The following is a 14974-nucleotide window of genomic DNA, read 5'->3' on the forward strand; positions in this document are numbered from 1 at the left end:
GCGAATGGCGGTGGCGTCCTCGTGGCATGGCCTGAAACTTACCGTGCGTGCGGGACCTATGGGGCCCCGCCCGCCGCTTCGTTTCCCGGTGGTTACTTCTTTGCCAGTCCCTTCGACTGCAGATATGCGCTCGCGACATCCGCGGGCTTCTGCCGTTCCGCGTCGACCTTGCGGTTCAGGTCGATGAGATCGGCGGTCGTCAGCTTGTCCGTGAGCTTGCCCAGCGCCGCCTCGATCTCCTTGTCGCCGGCACTCTTGGCATTCACCACGGGCAGCACATTGTCGGCATTCTGCAGCTTCTTGTCGTCCTTCAGCAGCACCAGGCCGAAGTTGTCGAGCGTCGCGTCCGTCGTCGTGGTCAGCACCATCTGGTCCGTGCCGTCCTTGACCGCCTGCTTGGCCTGTGTGGTGCCGACGCCCTTCGGGTCGATACCCGTCACGGATATGCCATAGGTCTTCTCCAGGCCCGGCTTGCAGAACGGCCGCGTCTCGCACTCCTCGCCCGCCGCCAGCTTGACCTTCTCCTTGGACCGGCCGAGGTCCGAGAGCGTCTTGAGGTGGTGGCGGTCGGCGAATTCCTTGGTCACCGCGAACGCGTTCTGGTCCGTCGCCTCCCCGGCCGGCAGCACCTTCAGTCCGCGGGGCGTGGCGAGGGCCTTCAACGCCTCGACCGTCTTGCCGATGTCGCTGGAGGCGACGGGCTTCGCGGCGGGGCCGTTCTTCTTGGCGTTGAGGAATTCGGCGAGAGTCGAGGCATATTCCGGTACGACGTCGATCTGGCCCTTCTCCAGCGCCGGTTCGTAGAGCTCGCGATTGGCGAGTGTCTTGACCGTCGCGTGGTATCCCGCATCGTTAAGGATCTTGGAATAGATCTCCGCGAGCACCTTCGACTCGGTGAAACCGGCCGAGCCGATGACGATGTCCCCCTTCCCCCCACCGCTCTGCGCGCCGCCCTTCTCCTCCAGGCTCTTGCCCCCACAGGCGGTCAGCCCACCGGCCAGCGCGAGCACCGCGCCGCCCACGAGCGCGGCACGCGCCGTACGGAACGCCCTGCGGCTGCGGCCGGGGCCGGCGGAGCCGCGGCCGAGACCGAGGTGACGGCCGGGGCCGTGACTGTGACTGTGGCTGTTCGGGTCCTGGTTCATACCGGTTCACCATCCATGTAAAGACAAGTGGAGAGAAAAAGTCCGAGCACGGCCCCAGCGGTGCGGTGCGGCAGGCGGGCACGGCCGCAGCGGTGTGGCCCGGGGCCCGGTGGCGAGGCAGTAAGCGGCGAGGTGGCGAGGCGGCCCCGACCACCAACAGCATCCGGGGCCCGGAGCCGGCCACCGGGCCCGTTCGCCGTCAGGCCGGGCTCCCGGCAGGAGTCGTGTCGCCGTCCGCCGTACGGGACGTTCGTCCACGGCGACGGCTGCGCCCGCGCCCCCGTCGCATCGGGTCGAAGGCCCGGTCCGTCAGCACCAGCAGCCCTTCGACCACCAGCGCCAGTACGGCGACCAGCACCGCGCCCGCCACCACCTGCGCCGTGTTGTAGTTGCCGAAGCCGGCGGTGATGATGCGGCCGAGGCCGCCCCCGCCCGCGAGCGCGGCCAGCGTCGCCGTGGCCACGACCTGGACACCGGCCGACCGCAGCCCCGTCATGATCAACGGGTACGCGAGCGGCAGTTCGACCCGCAGCAGCAGCTGCGGCCCGGACATGCCCATCCCGCGCGCCGCCTCGACCACGTCCCGGTCGGCCTCCCGCATCCCCACATACGCGTTGGTCAGCAGCGGCGGCACCGCGAACAGCACCAGCGCGATGATCGTCGGCCAGTCCCCCGCCGTACCCAGCGGGCTGAGCGTCAGCAGGACCAGTACGGCGAACGTCGGCACCGCGCGGCCCACGTTGGAGATGTTGACCGCCAGTGCCCCGCCCTTGCCTATGTGGCCCAGGTACAGCGCGACCGGCAGGGCTATCAGGCAGGAGATCGCCAGGCACATCGCGCTGAGGTAGACATGCTCGCCGAGCCGGTGCCACACCCCTTTCTCCCCGGCCCAGTTGGCCGAGGCCGCCAGCCAGTCCCAAGCGCCCGTTATCGCGTCCATCGCCTCAGGCCACCGCCTTCTTCGCCCGGCCCGCGGCCCGCCGCTCGCGCCGCGCCCGGGAGCGCGCCCGCGCCTGCGCCCGGGTCCACGGCGTCAGCAGCCGCTGGAGGCCTATCAGCAGGATGTCGGCGACCACCGCCAGCAGCACGCACAGCACCGAGGCCGTCAGCACCTCCGCCTTGAAGAAGCCCTCCATGCCGCTGGATATGAGGTTGCCGAGGCCGCCGTAGCCCACCACGGCGCCGATCGTCGTCATGGCCACCGTCGAGACCGTGGCGATGCGCAGCCCGGCCGTCAACGCGGGCAGCGCCAGCGGCAGTTCGACGCCGAACAGCAGCTTCACGGGGCCGTACCCCATGCCGCGCGCCGCCTCGCGCACCTCCTGCGGCACCGACTCCAGCCCGGCGAGGATGTTGCGCACCAGGATCGTCAGCGAATACAGCACGAGGCCCGTGATCACCACGGCCGCCGAGACGCCGAAGACCGGTGTCAGCAGGGCGAACATCGCCAGCGACGGCACCGTGTACAAAATCGTCGTCAGTCCGAGGACCGGTCCCGCGGCGGCCCGCCAGCGGCGGGCTATCAGCGCCAGCGGGAAGGCGACCAGCAGCCCGATGACGACGGACACCAGCGTGATCCCCACGTGCTGGACGGTCGCGTCCAGCAACTCCTGGCTGCGCGTCCGGACATACTCACCGCAGATCCAGTCGTTCGCCTCCAGGCAGCTCTGCGAACTCACCCGCGGTCACCTCCCCCGCCCTGTCGCTCACATTTTCGGTGACTGTCTGCGACCCTATCCCCCACCACTGACAATCCAACCGGCCCGCCATCCAGTCGTAACAAGACACACGCGACGGGACGGATTCCGCGGGTATGAGCCGAGGAGCACAGCGCGCCTACCCGGCCGACGGCCGTCCACACTGGGGAACCACCATGATCCGTTTCGAGCACGTCACCAAGAGCTACGCCGACGGCACCACCGCCGTCGACGACCTCTCGTTCGAGGTCGCGGAGGGCGAGCTGGTCACGCTCGTCGGGCCGTCGGGCTGCGGCAAGACCACGACGATGAAGATGGTCAACCGGCTCATCGAACCGACCAGCGGTCACATATACCTCGACGGCGCGGACATATCGACCATCGACCCCGTCGAACTGCGCCGCCGCATCGGATACGTCATCCAGCAGGTCGGCCTCTTCCCCCACAAGACCGTGCTGGACAACACCGCGACCGTCCCGCACCTGCTCGGCTGGCCGCGCAAGAAGGCCAGGGACCGCGCCGCCGAACTCCTCGACCTGGTCGGCCTGGACCCCGCGCAGTACGGGGACCGCTACCCCGACCAGCTCTCCGGGGGGCAGCGGCAACGCGTCGGCGTCGCACGCGCGCTCGCCGCCGACCCGCCGGTCCTGCTGATGGACGAGCCGTTCGGCGCGGTCGACCCGGTCGTGCGCGAGCACCTCCAGACGGAGTTCCTGCGGCTGCAGTCCGCGCTGCACAAGACGGTGCTGTTCGTCACCCACGACATCGAGGAAGCGGTGCGGCTCGGGGACCGCATCGCGGTCTACGGGACGGGGCGCGTCGAGCAGTTCGACACCCCGGCGACGGTGCTGGGCGCGCCGGCCACCCCGTATGTCGCGGAGTTCGTCGGCGCCGACCGGGGGCTCAAGAGGCTCTCGGTGACCCCGATCGAGACCGGCGACCTGGAACAGCCGCCGGTGGTCCGGCTCGACGACGACGCGGCGCGGGCGGCGGCGCGGCTCGCCGAGGAGGAGGCGGCGTGGGCCGTCGTGCTCGATGCGGACGGGGGGCTGCACGGGTGGGTTTCGGCGGCGGGGCTGGGTGCCGGGAGCGCCGGGGCCGCAGGAGGCGCCGACGAAGGCGGTAGGGCCGGGGGCGAGGTACGGGACCATGCGCGGCGCATGGAGGCCTGGCTGCCGCTCGGGGCGCCGCTGAAGCAGGCGTTCAGCACGATGCTCCAGCACGATGCGGGGTGGATCGCGGTGCTGGAGGAAGAACGATTCCTCGGGGTGCTGACGCCGGCGGGGCTGCATGCCGCGTTGCGGCGGTCCACGGCGGCCGATGCCGGGCGCTTGGCGCGCGGCGAGGTCGTGGTGGAGAGCGTTCCCGGGGCGTAGCCGCGGAGCCGCGCGGAGCGCGGGGGTGGCGGGTGGCGGTTCGGCCGCCACCCGGGTGCGGGTCCGCTCGGGCCGGGGATATCGCGGCCTGGCGGCCGCTCGTCCTCAAACGCCGGACGGGCTGGTCATGGTCCTAAGCCGGACTGGCCCCCGCCTCATCATCATCCTCCGGGAGTTTGCACACCCGTTCCAGGTAGATGGCGGCGGCCACCACCGCCGCGCCGGCCAGGACCGAGAAGCCCGCGTAGAGGGCCTGGTCGCGGCGGGGGGCGACGTCCAGGCCGGTGGTCAGGAGGAAGACGCCGACGCCGCCGTACAGGCCGGCCACCAGGGAGGCCACCAGGGCGCTCGCCTGGCCGAAGACGACGGCGCGGGCGGCGACCAGCGGGTCGACGCCCTTGGCGCCCGGACGGCGTTCGCGCTGGGCGTTCAGGCGGGAGCGCAGGGACAGGGCGGTGGCGGCCAGTACAGCGGCGATCAGGGCCAGCACGATGGGGGCCGCCAGCGGCACGCCGGGGAGCGTGCCTAGGGAGTCCCACAGCCGGGCGCCGGCCCACGCCAGCACCCCGGCTGCCAGGAACAGCCCGACCAGCACCTTGATGTGTAGCTGCTTCACCGAGCGTTCGCCCCTTGTGCCCTCGTCCTCGTACGTGTGGTGCGGAATGCGGTCTTGTACATGGTCTGCGAAATAGTCGTAAGCCGTCGTGTAGCCGTGTAGCCGCTGTGCAGCCGTAAAGCCGCAAGCCCTATCGGTGCGTCGTGACCGGTCGGGTACGCCGCCGTCCGGCGGCGCGCGAGGTCGCACGCGCCCCGCACCGGCTCAACGACTACTCCGGCAGCCGGAGTTCCAGGTCGACGCGCGGCATGACGCCCTCGCGGCCGACGGCGGAGAGCAGCTCGGCCACCGCGCCGCGGCCCGGAACCTCCGCCTCCGGGTCGATGTCGTGCCACGGCACCAGCACGAAGGCGCGCTCGTGGGCCCGCGGGTGGGGCAGCGTCAGCAGCGGGTCCTCGGAGACGACGTCCTGGTACGCGAGGATGTCGACGTCGATCGTGCGCGGGCCCCAGCGCTCGTCGCGGACGCGCTCGAAGGCCTCCTCGATCGCGTGGCCGCGCTCCAGCAGCGAGGCGGGCGGCAGGGTCGTCTTGATGAGCACCACCGCGTTGAAGTACGTCGGCTGCGAGCCCGGGTCGACGCCCCACGGCTCGGTCTCGTACACGGGCGAGACGGCCTTGACGCGGACGCCCGGGGTGTCCTCCAACGCGTCGACGGCGCCCTGGATGGTCTCCAGGCGGTTGCCGAGGTTGCTGCCGAGGGAGATCACGGCGCGTTTGGGGTTGGAGAGCGTCACGTCCGCGGCGTCCACCCGCTCCACCACGGACGTGGGCACCGGCTGTACGGTCGGGTCACTGCTGGTCATACTCGGCTCCGGGTGATGGTGATGGTCACGTCGTCAAAGGGGACGGTGATCGGGGCGTCCGGTTTGTGGACGACCACCTCCACCTCCTGCACCCCCTCGTGCTTGAGGCACTGTCCGGCGATGCGCTCCGCGAGCGTCTCGATGAGGTCGACGGGCTCGCCCTCGACGACGGCCACGACCTCCTCCGCCACGACGCCGTAATGCACGGTCTTCGCGAGGTCGTCGGTCGCCGCCGCCGGGCGGGTGTCCAGGCCCAGCACCAGGTCCACGATGAAGGTCTGGCCCTCTTCGCGTTCCCGGGGGAAGACCCCGTGGTGCCCTCGGGCCTTCAGCCCCCGCAGCGCGACACGATCCACGCGAATCACACTCCCACTGGTCCCATTGGCACCTCTGGTACCACTGATCGTCGGAATTCCGGGCGGGGCCAGAGACTCGTCCGGCACGCCGCCCCATCATCGAATCTACCTGCGAGCACCGACAGTGCTTTCCCACGGGGGCCATGGACAAGGCCCCGCACGACTGCTAGGCAGCCTGCCGGGGCCGTCGAGCGGCCGTCCGCGCGGCCACTACCCGTGGCCCACCGGTCCCACCCCTACCCGTACAGCACTTGGCTCGAACGGGTGCGCCGAAGTCGACCTCGCTGACGCCTTCCGCTGACGCGATCGCGACCGTCCCCGCGCGCCGCCGGCCTCTTCGCGGTCACAGCTCGACCACGGCCCGACCACACAGCGACCGCGAAACCTCGCGAAGACTTCACGCGGGTTTCACGTTCACACCCCGCCGCCCACGCCCCCCGCGCCGGGCCCGTCCCCGTCGCCGTCCTCCCCGTCCTCGTCCTCGTCGTCCCGGTCCGCCAGTACGGGCGAGCCGTGGTGCGACCAGACCCGCCAGCCCTCCTCCGTGCGCCGGAAGACGTTGGTCGCGACGACCAGCTGGCCGATCAGCGGCCCGACCGAGCCGTCCTCCTCGGCGGGTCCGCCGCTGAGGATGTTCTCGGTACAGGTGACCAGCGCGGTGTCACCGACGACGTCGATCTCCACGTCCGTCAGGAAGAACTGGATGTATTCGGTGTTCGCCATGATCAGGGCGTACGAGCGCAGCACCTCGCCGCGTCCGCGCAGCACCGGCCAGCCCGGGTGCACCACGCTGACCTGGCCGTCCATCCACATCTCGGACATGGCCGCGTGGTCTCCGCGCTCCATGGCCTCGTACAGGTCGGTGTTCGCCTGCTCGACCAGCTCGATGTCCGTACGTGGACTCACACCGCTCCCGTCGCGTCCGCCGCACCCGCGGCGCCCGTCACACTCATCGCCCTCGGCACACTCGTCCCGCTCGTCCTGCTCGTCACGCCCGTCCCCCCGTCTCCTGCGCGGCGCCCTCGACGGCACGGGCGACCCGTACCGCGTCCGCGCTCGCGCGCACCTCGTGCACCCGCACCGCCCAGGCTCCCTCCCGCGCGACGATCGCCGAGACCGCGGCCGTCGCCGCGTCCCGCTCGCGGGCCGGTGGCGGGGCGGCCTGCGCGTCCCCTGCCAGCACCCTGCCCAGGAAACGTTTGCGCGAAGCGGCCACCAGCAGCGGACGGCCCAGCTCCCGCAGCCGCGCCAGGTGCGCGACCAGCGCGAGATCGTGCCCGGCCTCCTTGGCGAAACCCAGCCCGGGGTCGACGACGACGCGCTCCGGGTCGATGCCGCCGGCCACCGCCCGGTCCAGGCTCTGACGCAGCTCGCCGAACACCTCGGTGACGACGTCCCCGTATACGGCCCGGTTGTTCATGTCGATGGACCGGCCGCGCCAGTGCATGACCACGAACGGCACCCCGGCCGCCGCGACCACCGGCACCATCGCCGGGTCGGCGGCGCCCGCGCTCACGTCGTTGACCAGCCGCGCGCCGGCCGCCACGGCCTGTTCGGCGACCGAGGCGCGCATGGTGTCCACGGACACCGTTGCCCCGGCGGCGCACAGTTCCCGTACGACGGGGACGACGCGGCGCAGTTCCTCCGCCTCGTCCACCCGGGCCGCGCCGGGCCGCGTCGACTCGCCGCCCACGTCCACCATGTCGGCGCCCTGCGCCACCAGGTCCAGGCCGTGCTTGACGGCCAGCTCGGTGTCGAACCACTGCCCGCCGTCGGAGAACGAGTCGGGCGTCACGTTCACCACGCCCATCACCGCGCAGCGGCCCCAGTCCGGAAGTCCGGCCACCCGGCCGCGCAAGGTACTCATGGCTCCAGCCTAGGCGTCGGCGGTCGGGATGCCGCCCACCCCCGTCAGGGGCGGCCGGCATCCCCGGAACCGGGCGGTGCTACGCCGCAGGCTCGACCGCGTCCGCGCTGATCGGGGTGGCCGTGTGCGCGCACGGCCGCGGCTCGGCGCTCTTCCTGCGGCGCAGCCCACGGGGCAGGCTCAGCTCCAGGTACCCCTCCGCCTGGAGCGCGGCCAGACCGATGCGCGGGATGTCCCGGCTGTTGCGGAAGACCACGAAGCGGGGCTCCCAGCGCGGGCGGAACTTGTCGTTGAACTTGTACAGCGACTCGATCTGGTACCAGCGGGACAGGAAGATCAGCATGCCCCGCCAGACCCGGATGACCGGCCCGGCGCCCAGCTTCTCGCCGCGCTCCAGGGAGGAGCGGAAGACCGCGAAGTTCAGCGAGACCTGCTTGATCTTCAGGTCCGGGGCGGCCTGGAGGGAGGCGACGATCAGCAGCTCGTTCATGCCGGGGTCGGCGGAGCGGTCGCGGCGCATCAGCTCCAGCGAGATGCCGTCCTTGCCCCACGGCACGTAGTGCTGCATGGCCTTCAGGTCGCCGAACGCGCCCGGCTCCTCGCCCTCGGCGGGCGCCTGGTGGGCGGTGGCGATGACCGCGTCGCCGTCCCGCTCGGCGTCGATGCGGCCCAGCGCCATGGAGAAGCCGCGCTCGGTGTCGGTGTCGCGCCAGGCGTCGGCGGCCTTCTGGACGCGCGCCAGTTCCTCGGGCTCCAGGTCGCGCACGCGCCGTACGCGGGTCTCGTAGCCGTTGCGCTCGATGCGCTTGACCATCTGGCGTACGTTGCGCATCGAGCGGCCGGTGAGGGTGAAGTCCGCCACGTCCACGATCGCCTCGTCGCCCAGCTCCAGCGCGTCCATCCCGGTCTCGCGGGTCCAGACCTGGCCGCCGGTCTCGCTGCAGCCCGTGACGGCCGGGGTCCAGGAGTGGGCACGGGCCTCCTCCATGAAGCGCTCGATGGCGCCCGGCCAGGCCTCCACGTCGCCGATCGGGTCGCCGCTGGCGAGCATCACGCCGGATATCACCCGGTAGCAGACGGCGGCCTTGCCGGTCGGCGAGAAGACCACGCCCTTGTCGCGGCGGAGCGCGAAGTAGCCGAGGGAGTCGCGGCCGCCGTGCTTGGCGAGCAGCTCCCGCAGCTGTTCCTCGTCCTGCTCGGTGAGCCGGGCGGCCGGGTGCTCGGGGCGGAAGGCCAGGTAGGCGGTGGTGGCGACGGTCAGCAGGCCGAGCGCGCCGAGCGAGTAGCCGACGGTGTAGTCGACGCCGTTGACGTACCGGACCGGGCCCTCGAAGCCGAACAGACCCCACATGACGTGCTTGAAGCGCTCCCACACCGACGGATCGCCGATGATCTTGTGTGGGTGGGAGTTCACGATGACCAGGCCGAGGCCGAAGCTGATGCCGCCGAGGGCGACGAAGTTCAGCAGGGCCTTCACCCGGCTGCGCGGGTCCGGCAGCGCCTCGAAGGCGCGCCGGTGCCGGACCAGGAAGGCGAGCAGGGCCAGCGAGAGGGCCGCTCCGAGGACGGAGTGCCGGTAGACGAGCTGGGCGGCGATACCCACCGGTAGCAGCGAGACGGCCGCCACCCAGGCCCGGCGCTTACGCCGTTTGAGCCCGTGGGCGAGCATCAGGAGCAGGATGCCCACGACGATGGAGGAGGCCGCCGCCAGCGCGCTCACCGTGCCCGGCAGAACCTCCGCCAGGGCATGGAGCCTGCTGTGCCGGAAGCGGGGAAACAGCCCGGCTGCCAGGTTCAGCAGTCCGACGACCGCGCCGGCCGTCCCTACCAGTGGCGGCACTTTTTCCGGGCGGGGGCCGCGCAGCCAGCGTGGCGGACGCCACGCAACCGTCCCGGACTTTTCGCCATCTAGCCTGTCAGACATTACTTTCCCGTCGCCCCGGTCGAGAGAACGTGCGAGTGTTAGTCGCAGCATCTGGACTTTTGCGCCCTGTATGACGGCGTTTCAGGGCCCGGGGTTCCACCTGCGGCACGGATGACCGGCCGCCCGGAAGAAAGCACCACATGGGTCTCACCAGCAAAAAAGTGCTGCTCTTGGCCGTCCTTTTCGCAGTAGCACTCTTTGTTCTCACCATCTGGCTGTGGCCGCGCCTGTCCCGGCAGAACTGGCGCACGGTCCTCGGCCGCATCGGCCTGCTGCTGGCGACCCAGCTGTCGATCTTCGCCTCGATCGGTCTCTTCGCCAACAACTCGTTCGGCTTCTACGCCTCGTGGGCGGACCTGTTCGGCAAGGAGCAGGAGCCGGGCGTGGTGACCAATTACGAGACCGGCCCGAACGGCACCAAGCTGAAGATGCTCGGCAGCGAGCACGTCGGCGTGCCCGGCGGCTCCAAGCCGCACGTCGGCGGCCGGATAGACAAGGTGCTGCTCAAGGGCGAGAAATCCAAGATCAACAGCCCGGCGTTCGTCTACCTTCCGCCGCAGTACTTCCAGGCCAGGTACGCGAAGAAGCGCTTCCCCGCCTCCGTGGTGCTGACCGGCTACCCGGGCACCGCGCAGGCCCTCTACAAGAAGCTGCACTTCCCGCAGACCCAGCACGACCTGGTCCGCAAGAACAAGACGCAGCCGACGATACTGGTGATGATGCGCCCGACCGTCGCGCCGCCGCGGGACACGGAGTGCGTGGACATCCCGAACGGTCCGCAGACCGAGACCTTCTTCACCCATGACGTGCGGCACGACATAGCCAGCCACTACCGGGTGGGCACCGAGGCCAGGAACTGGGGCGTCATAGGGGACTCCACGGGCGGCTACTGCGCCCTGAAGATGCCGATGCGCCACCCGAAGGCGTTCTCCACCGGTGTGGCCCTCTCCGGCGCGTACAAGGCCCCGCTCGACGCCTCGACCGGCGCGCTCTTCGGCGGCGACAAGCAGCTGGAGCGCGAGAACGACCTGATGTGGCGGCAGAAAAACCTTCCGGCAGCGCCGGTGAACCTCCTCGTGACCTCCAGCAAGCAGGGCGAGGAGAACTACAAGGACACGCTGAAGTTCATCCAGCAGACCAAGTCGCCGGGCCGGATCGCGTCGATCATCCTCGACAGCGGCGGCCACAACTTCAACACCTGGCGCCGCGAGATACCCGCCGCCTTGGAGTGGATGGGCGGCCACCTCAAGGCGTAGCGGAACACCGCCCCAGGGGGCGAGGCACGACGCGGGCGGGGCCCGGTGGACATCCACCGGGCCCCGCCCGCGTCGTACGGCGTTCCGGGGCGGCTCAAGGCCGTCGCGGGCAGCCCAAGCGGTCAAGGCCGTCGCCCGGGGCCCGCAAGGGCCGCCGTGGAGCGTCAGGGCCGCCGCAGGGCGTCAGCGCGCCAGGATCAGGCTCATCGCCTCGGAGCGGGTCGTGGAGTCCCGCAGCTGGCCGCGTACGGCCGAGGTGGTCGTCTTGGCGCCCGGCTTGCGTATGCCGCGCACCGACATGCACATGTGCTCGGCCTCGATCACCACGATGGCGCCGCGGGCCTCCAGGATGCGCATCAGGGAGTCCGCGACCTGTGTGGTGAGGCGCTCCTGGACCTGCGGGCGGCGGGCGAAGACCTCGACGAGGCGGGCCAGCTTGGACAGGCCGGTGATCTTGCCGCTGTCGGCCGGGATGTAGCCGACGTGCGCGACGCCGTGGAAGGGCAGCAGGTGGTGTTCGCACAGCGAGACGATCTCGATGTCCTTGACCAGCACCATCTCGTCGTGGCCCAGGTCGAAGGTCGTCGTCAGGACGTCCTCGGGCTCCTGCCGGAGTCCGGCCAGGATCTCCTTGTACGCGCGCGCGACGCGGGCCGGCGTCTCCAGGAGGCCCTCCCGGTCCGGGTCCTCGCCGACGGCGATCAGCAGCTCGCGTACGGCGTTCTCGGCGCGCTTCTCGTCGAACTCGCCGATCTTGCCGTCGCCGTCCAGCGTCACCGGATCGGTCATCTCGTGCCTCGTTCCTGTTGCGCCCGCTCCACCCGCGGAGTACCACACGTCAAGGCTAGAACCCGTGAGGCGCCGCATTCATTCCGGGGCCGGTGTGGACGCCGTACCAAATCCGGCATAACGACCTCCGGGCGACGAAAAAACCGGGCCCGTACGGAATCTTCCGTACGGGCCCGGTCTCTGCCGGGCGGACCCGGTCACCACGTGCCTGTGCCGCTGAGCGGTCAGCTCTCCGGGGTCTGGTCCTCGGGGGCCTCGGCCTTCTCCGTCGAGACGGCCGGCGAGGTCGAGGGAGCCGAGCCGTTGGCCGGCGCCAGCTCCTTCGGGGACAGCACCGGCGGGCGCGTCGAGGGCGTACGCCGCGAGGAGCCGGTCCACGCCGGGCGGGCCGGGCGCTTGACGATGTGCTTGAAGACCTCGGCGACCTCTTCCTTGTTCAGCGTCTCCTTCTCCAGGAGCTGCAGAACCAGGTTGTCGAGCACATCGCGGTTCTCGACCAGGATCTCCCACGCCTCGTTGTGCGCGGTCTCGATGAGCTTCTTGACCTCTTCGTCGACCAGCGCCGCGACCTCTTCGGAGTAGTCGCGCTGGTGACCCATCTCACGGCCGAGGAACGGCTCGGAGTTGTCGGAGCCGAACTTGATCGCGCCGAGCCGCTCGGTCATGCCGTACTGCGTGACCATGGCACGGGCGGTCGCGGTCGCCTTCTCGATGTCGTTCGCCGCGCCGGTGGTCGGGTCGTGGAAGACCAGTTCCTCGGCCGCGCGACCACCGAGCATGTACGCCAGCTGGTCGAGCATCTCGTTGCGCGTGGTCGAGTACTTGTCCTCGTCGGGCAGGACCATCGTGTAGCCCAGGGCCCGGCCGCGGGACAAGATCGTGATCTTGTGGACCGGGTCCGAGTTCGGGGAAGCCGCCGCGACCAGGGCGTGTCCGCCCTCGTGATACGCGGTGATCTTCTTCTCCTTCTCGGACATGATGCGGGTCCGCTTCTGCGGTCCGGCCACCACGCGGTCGATCGCCTCGTCCAGGAACTTGTTGTCGATCAGCTTGGCGTCGCTGCGGGCCGTCAGCAGGGCGGCCTCGTTCAGCACGTTCGACAGGTCCGCGCCGGTGAAGCCGGGGGTGCGCTTGGCGACGGCCGACAGGTCGACGTCCGGCGCGACCGGCTTGCCCTTCTGGTGGACCTTGAGGATCTCCAGACGGCCCTGCATGTCCGGGCGGTCGACGGCGATCTGCCGGTCGAAACGGCCGGGGCGCAGCAGCGCCGGGTCCAGGATGTCCGGGCGGTTCGTGGCGGCGATCAGGATGACGCCGCCCTTGACGTCGAAGCCGTCCATCTCGACGAGGAGCTGGTTCAGCGTCTGCTCGCGCTCGTCGTGACCGCCGCCGAGGCCCGCGCCGCGGTGCCGGCCGACGGCGTCGATCTCGTCGACGAAGACGATCGCCGGGGCGTTCGCCTTGGCCTGCTCGAACAGGTCACGGACCCGGGAGGCACCGACACCGACGAACATCTCGACGAAGTCGGAACCGGAGATCGAGTAGAACGGGACGCCCGCCTCGCCCGCGACGGCGCGCGCCAGCAGCGTCTTGCCCGTACCGGGCGGGCCGTACAGCAGCACACCCTTGGGGATCTTGGCGCCCACGGCCTGGAACTTCGCCGGCTCCTGGAGGAACTCCTTGATCTCGTGGAGCTCCTCGACGGCCTCGTCCGAACCCGCGACGTCCGAGAACGTCGTCTTCGGCGTGTCCTTGGTGATCAGCTTGGCCTTGGACTTCCCGAAGTTCATGACCCGGGAGCCGCCGCCCTGCATCTGATTCATCAGGAACAGGAAGACCACGACGATCAGCACGAACGGCAGCAGCGAGAGCAGCACGCCGACGAACGGGTTCTGCTTCGACGGGGAGACGGTGTAGCCGTCCTTGATCTCGCCGGTCTGGTACTTGGCCTGCAGGTTCTTCGCCAGGTCGACGCCCTGGTCGCCGATGTAGCTCGCCTGGAGCTTGTTGGAGCCGTCGACCTTGTTGTCGCCGGACAGCTCGACCTTGATCTTGTTCTCGTCGCCGGTCGTCAGCTCGGCGGATTTCACCTTGTTGTCAGTGATCGCCTTGACGACCTGACCGGTGTCCACCGTCTTGTAGCCGCCGGACGAGCCGACGACCTGCATCAACACGACCACGGCGAGGACGGCCAGCACGATCCACATGACCGGCCCACGGAAGTATCGCTTCACGTCCATCCATACGGAGCCGTCTAGGCCCCGTCCCTCCTGCCACAGTGAGGCACAACAGCCCTGTGGAGGGCTGGTCGTGCGTACGGTGTATTACTGGCCCGAAAAAAGACTGACCTTCGGACGGTACCCCAGCATTGTCACCCGACGACGCCGCGCACGGTTAACAATGCAGCTTCGGATGCCGTCCTCCCTGCTCCAACGGCGGGAGACCCCCAGGGGTTCCCGCCGCCGGGCACCGGCCGGTCCGGGCCCCGGCCGCGCCACGGGCGGCCGGACGGGCGAACGCCCGCTCAGCCGCCGTAGACGTGCGGCGCGAGCGTGCCCACGAACGGCAGGTTGCGGTATTTCTCCGCGAAGTCCAGGCCGTAGCCCACGACGAACTCGTTGGGGATGTCGAAGCCGATCCACTTCACATCGATGGCGACCTTCGCCGCGTCCGGCTTGCGCAGCAGCGTGCAGACCTCAAGGCTGGCGGGCTCACGGGAGCCGAGGTTCGACAGCAGCCAGGACAGCGTCAGACCGGAGTCGATGATGTCCTCGACGATCAGGACGTGCTTGCCCTTGATGTCCGTGTCGAGGTCCTTGAGGATGCGCACCACTCCGGAGGACTGGGTGCCCGCGCCGTACGACGACACGGCCATCCAGTCCATCGTGAGGGGGGTGGACAGCGCGCGCGCCAGGTCCGCCATGACCATCACCGCGCCCTTGAGGACGCCGACGATGAGCAGGTCCTTGCCCGCGTACTCCGCGTCGATCTTCGCCGCCAGCTCAGCCAGCTTCGCGTCGATCTCTTCCTTGCTGATGAGCACCGACTGAAGGTCGGAACCCATGTCCTTGTCGTCCACCCGTGCCACTCTCGCTCGGTTCGGTGTCGTGAGACTCGTGAAGCGGGGCGGTGCCCTTCGGTGT

14 protein-coding genes are annotated in these 14974 nt (G+C 70.1%); 2 read left to right on the forward strand and 12 right to left on the reverse strand.

What is annotated here, in order from left to right:
* Nucleotides 1-92: 92 nt before the first annotated feature.
* From ACFV57_RS09340 to ACFV57_RS09350, 3 genes are all read right to left on the reverse strand, one after another.
* Nucleotides 93-1145, reverse strand: a complete 1053-nt coding sequence (locus tag ACFV57_RS09340) for an ABC transporter substrate-binding protein (RefSeq protein ID WP_385227694.1) — start codon at nt 1143-1145, stop codon at nt 93-95.
* Between the two features lie 199 nt (nt 1146-1344).
* Nucleotides 1345-2085, reverse strand: a complete 741-nt coding sequence (locus ACFV57_RS09345) for an ABC transporter permease (RefSeq protein WP_385227697.1) — start codon at nt 2083-2085, stop codon at nt 1345-1347.
* A gap of 4 nt (nt 2086-2089) precedes the next feature.
* A complete protein-coding gene (locus ACFV57_RS09350; protein WP_385227700.1) occupies nt 2090-2824 on the reverse strand; it encodes an ABC transporter permease in 735 nt (244 codons plus the stop codon).
* Nucleotides 2825-3018: 194 nt separating this feature from the next.
* Here ACFV57_RS09350 and ACFV57_RS09355 point away from each other — a divergent pair, with 194 nt between their 5' ends.
* Nucleotides 3019-4218 (forward strand): ABC transporter ATP-binding protein, encoded by a 1200-nt coding sequence (locus tag ACFV57_RS09355; protein WP_385227703.1) that lies wholly within the window; start codon nt 3019-3021, stop codon nt 4216-4218.
* A 133-nt stretch (nt 4219-4351) separates the two neighbouring features.
* Here the strand turns inward: ACFV57_RS09355 and ACFV57_RS09360 are convergent, their stop codons facing one another.
* The 6 genes from ACFV57_RS09360 to ACFV57_RS09385 all read right to left on the reverse strand — a co-directional run bounded on the left by ACFV57_RS09360 (nt 4352) and on the right by ACFV57_RS09385 (nt 9786).
* A complete protein-coding gene (locus tag ACFV57_RS09360; protein ID WP_385227706.1) occupies nt 4352-4834 on the reverse strand; it encodes a DUF3180 domain-containing protein in 483 nt (160 codons plus the stop codon).
* A gap of 211 nt (nt 4835-5045) precedes the next feature.
* Nucleotides 5046-5639, reverse strand: coding sequence for a 2-amino-4-hydroxy-6-hydroxymethyldihydropteridine diphosphokinase (gene folK, locus ACFV57_RS09365; protein WP_385227709.1), 594 nt, complete (start codon nt 5637-5639; stop codon nt 5046-5048).
* Nucleotides 5636-5995, reverse strand: coding sequence for a dihydroneopterin aldolase (gene folB / locus ACFV57_RS09370; protein ID WP_030019216.1), 360 nt, complete (start codon nt 5993-5995; stop codon nt 5636-5638). The genes folK and folB overlap by 4 nt, the downstream gene beginning before the upstream one ends.
* 414 nt (nt 5996-6409) lie before the next feature.
* Nucleotides 6410-6901, reverse strand: a complete 492-nt coding sequence (locus ACFV57_RS09375) for a nuclear transport factor 2 family protein (protein ID WP_385227712.1) — start codon at nt 6899-6901, stop codon at nt 6410-6412.
* An 82-nt stretch (nt 6902-6983) separates the two neighbouring features.
* Nucleotides 6984-7862: a dihydropteroate synthase gene (gene folP / locus ACFV57_RS09380; protein ID WP_385227715.1), complete on the reverse strand. Its 879-nt coding sequence runs from the start codon at nt 7860-7862 to the stop codon at nt 6984-6986.
* Between the two features lie 79 nt (nt 7863-7941).
* Nucleotides 7942-9786, reverse strand: a complete 1845-nt coding sequence (locus ACFV57_RS09385) for a phosphatidylglycerol lysyltransferase domain-containing protein (RefSeq protein WP_385227718.1) — start codon at nt 9784-9786, stop codon at nt 7942-7944.
* 140 nt (nt 9787-9926) lie between these two features.
* On the opposite strand from ACFV57_RS09385, the gene ACFV57_RS09390 reads away from it, so the two are divergent.
* Nucleotides 9927-11042 (forward strand): alpha/beta hydrolase-fold protein, encoded by a 1116-nt coding sequence (locus ACFV57_RS09390; RefSeq protein WP_385227722.1) that lies wholly within the window; start codon nt 9927-9929, stop codon nt 11040-11042.
* 183 nt (nt 11043-11225) lie between these two features.
* Here ACFV57_RS09390 and folE read toward each other — a convergent pair whose 3' ends face one another.
* The 3 genes from folE to hpt all read right to left on the reverse strand — a co-directional run bounded on the left by folE (nt 11226) and on the right by hpt (nt 14895).
* The gene (gene folE / locus ACFV57_RS09395) at nt 11226-11831 is read right to left on the reverse strand and encodes a GTP cyclohydrolase I FolE (RefSeq protein WP_385227725.1); all 606 of its coding nucleotides are present in this window, start codon (nt 11829-11831) and stop codon (nt 11226-11228) included.
* Between the two features lie 224 nt (nt 11832-12055).
* The gene (gene ftsH / locus ACFV57_RS09400) at nt 12056-14071 is read right to left on the reverse strand and encodes an ATP-dependent zinc metalloprotease FtsH (RefSeq protein ID WP_385227728.1); all 2016 of its coding nucleotides are present in this window, start codon (nt 14069-14071) and stop codon (nt 12056-12058) included.
* Nucleotides 14072-14355: 284 nt separating this feature from the next.
* Nucleotides 14356-14895, reverse strand: a complete 540-nt coding sequence (hpt, locus tag ACFV57_RS09405; protein WP_385228055.1) for a hypoxanthine phosphoribosyltransferase — start codon at nt 14893-14895, stop codon at nt 14356-14358.
* Nucleotides 14896-14974: the final 79 nt, after the last annotated feature.

It is taken from the genome of Streptomyces sp. NPDC059788, from assembly GCF_042732265.1.
In the GTDB taxonomy this organism is placed as follows: Bacteria; Actinomycetota; Actinomycetes; order Streptomycetales; family Streptomycetaceae; genus Streptomyces.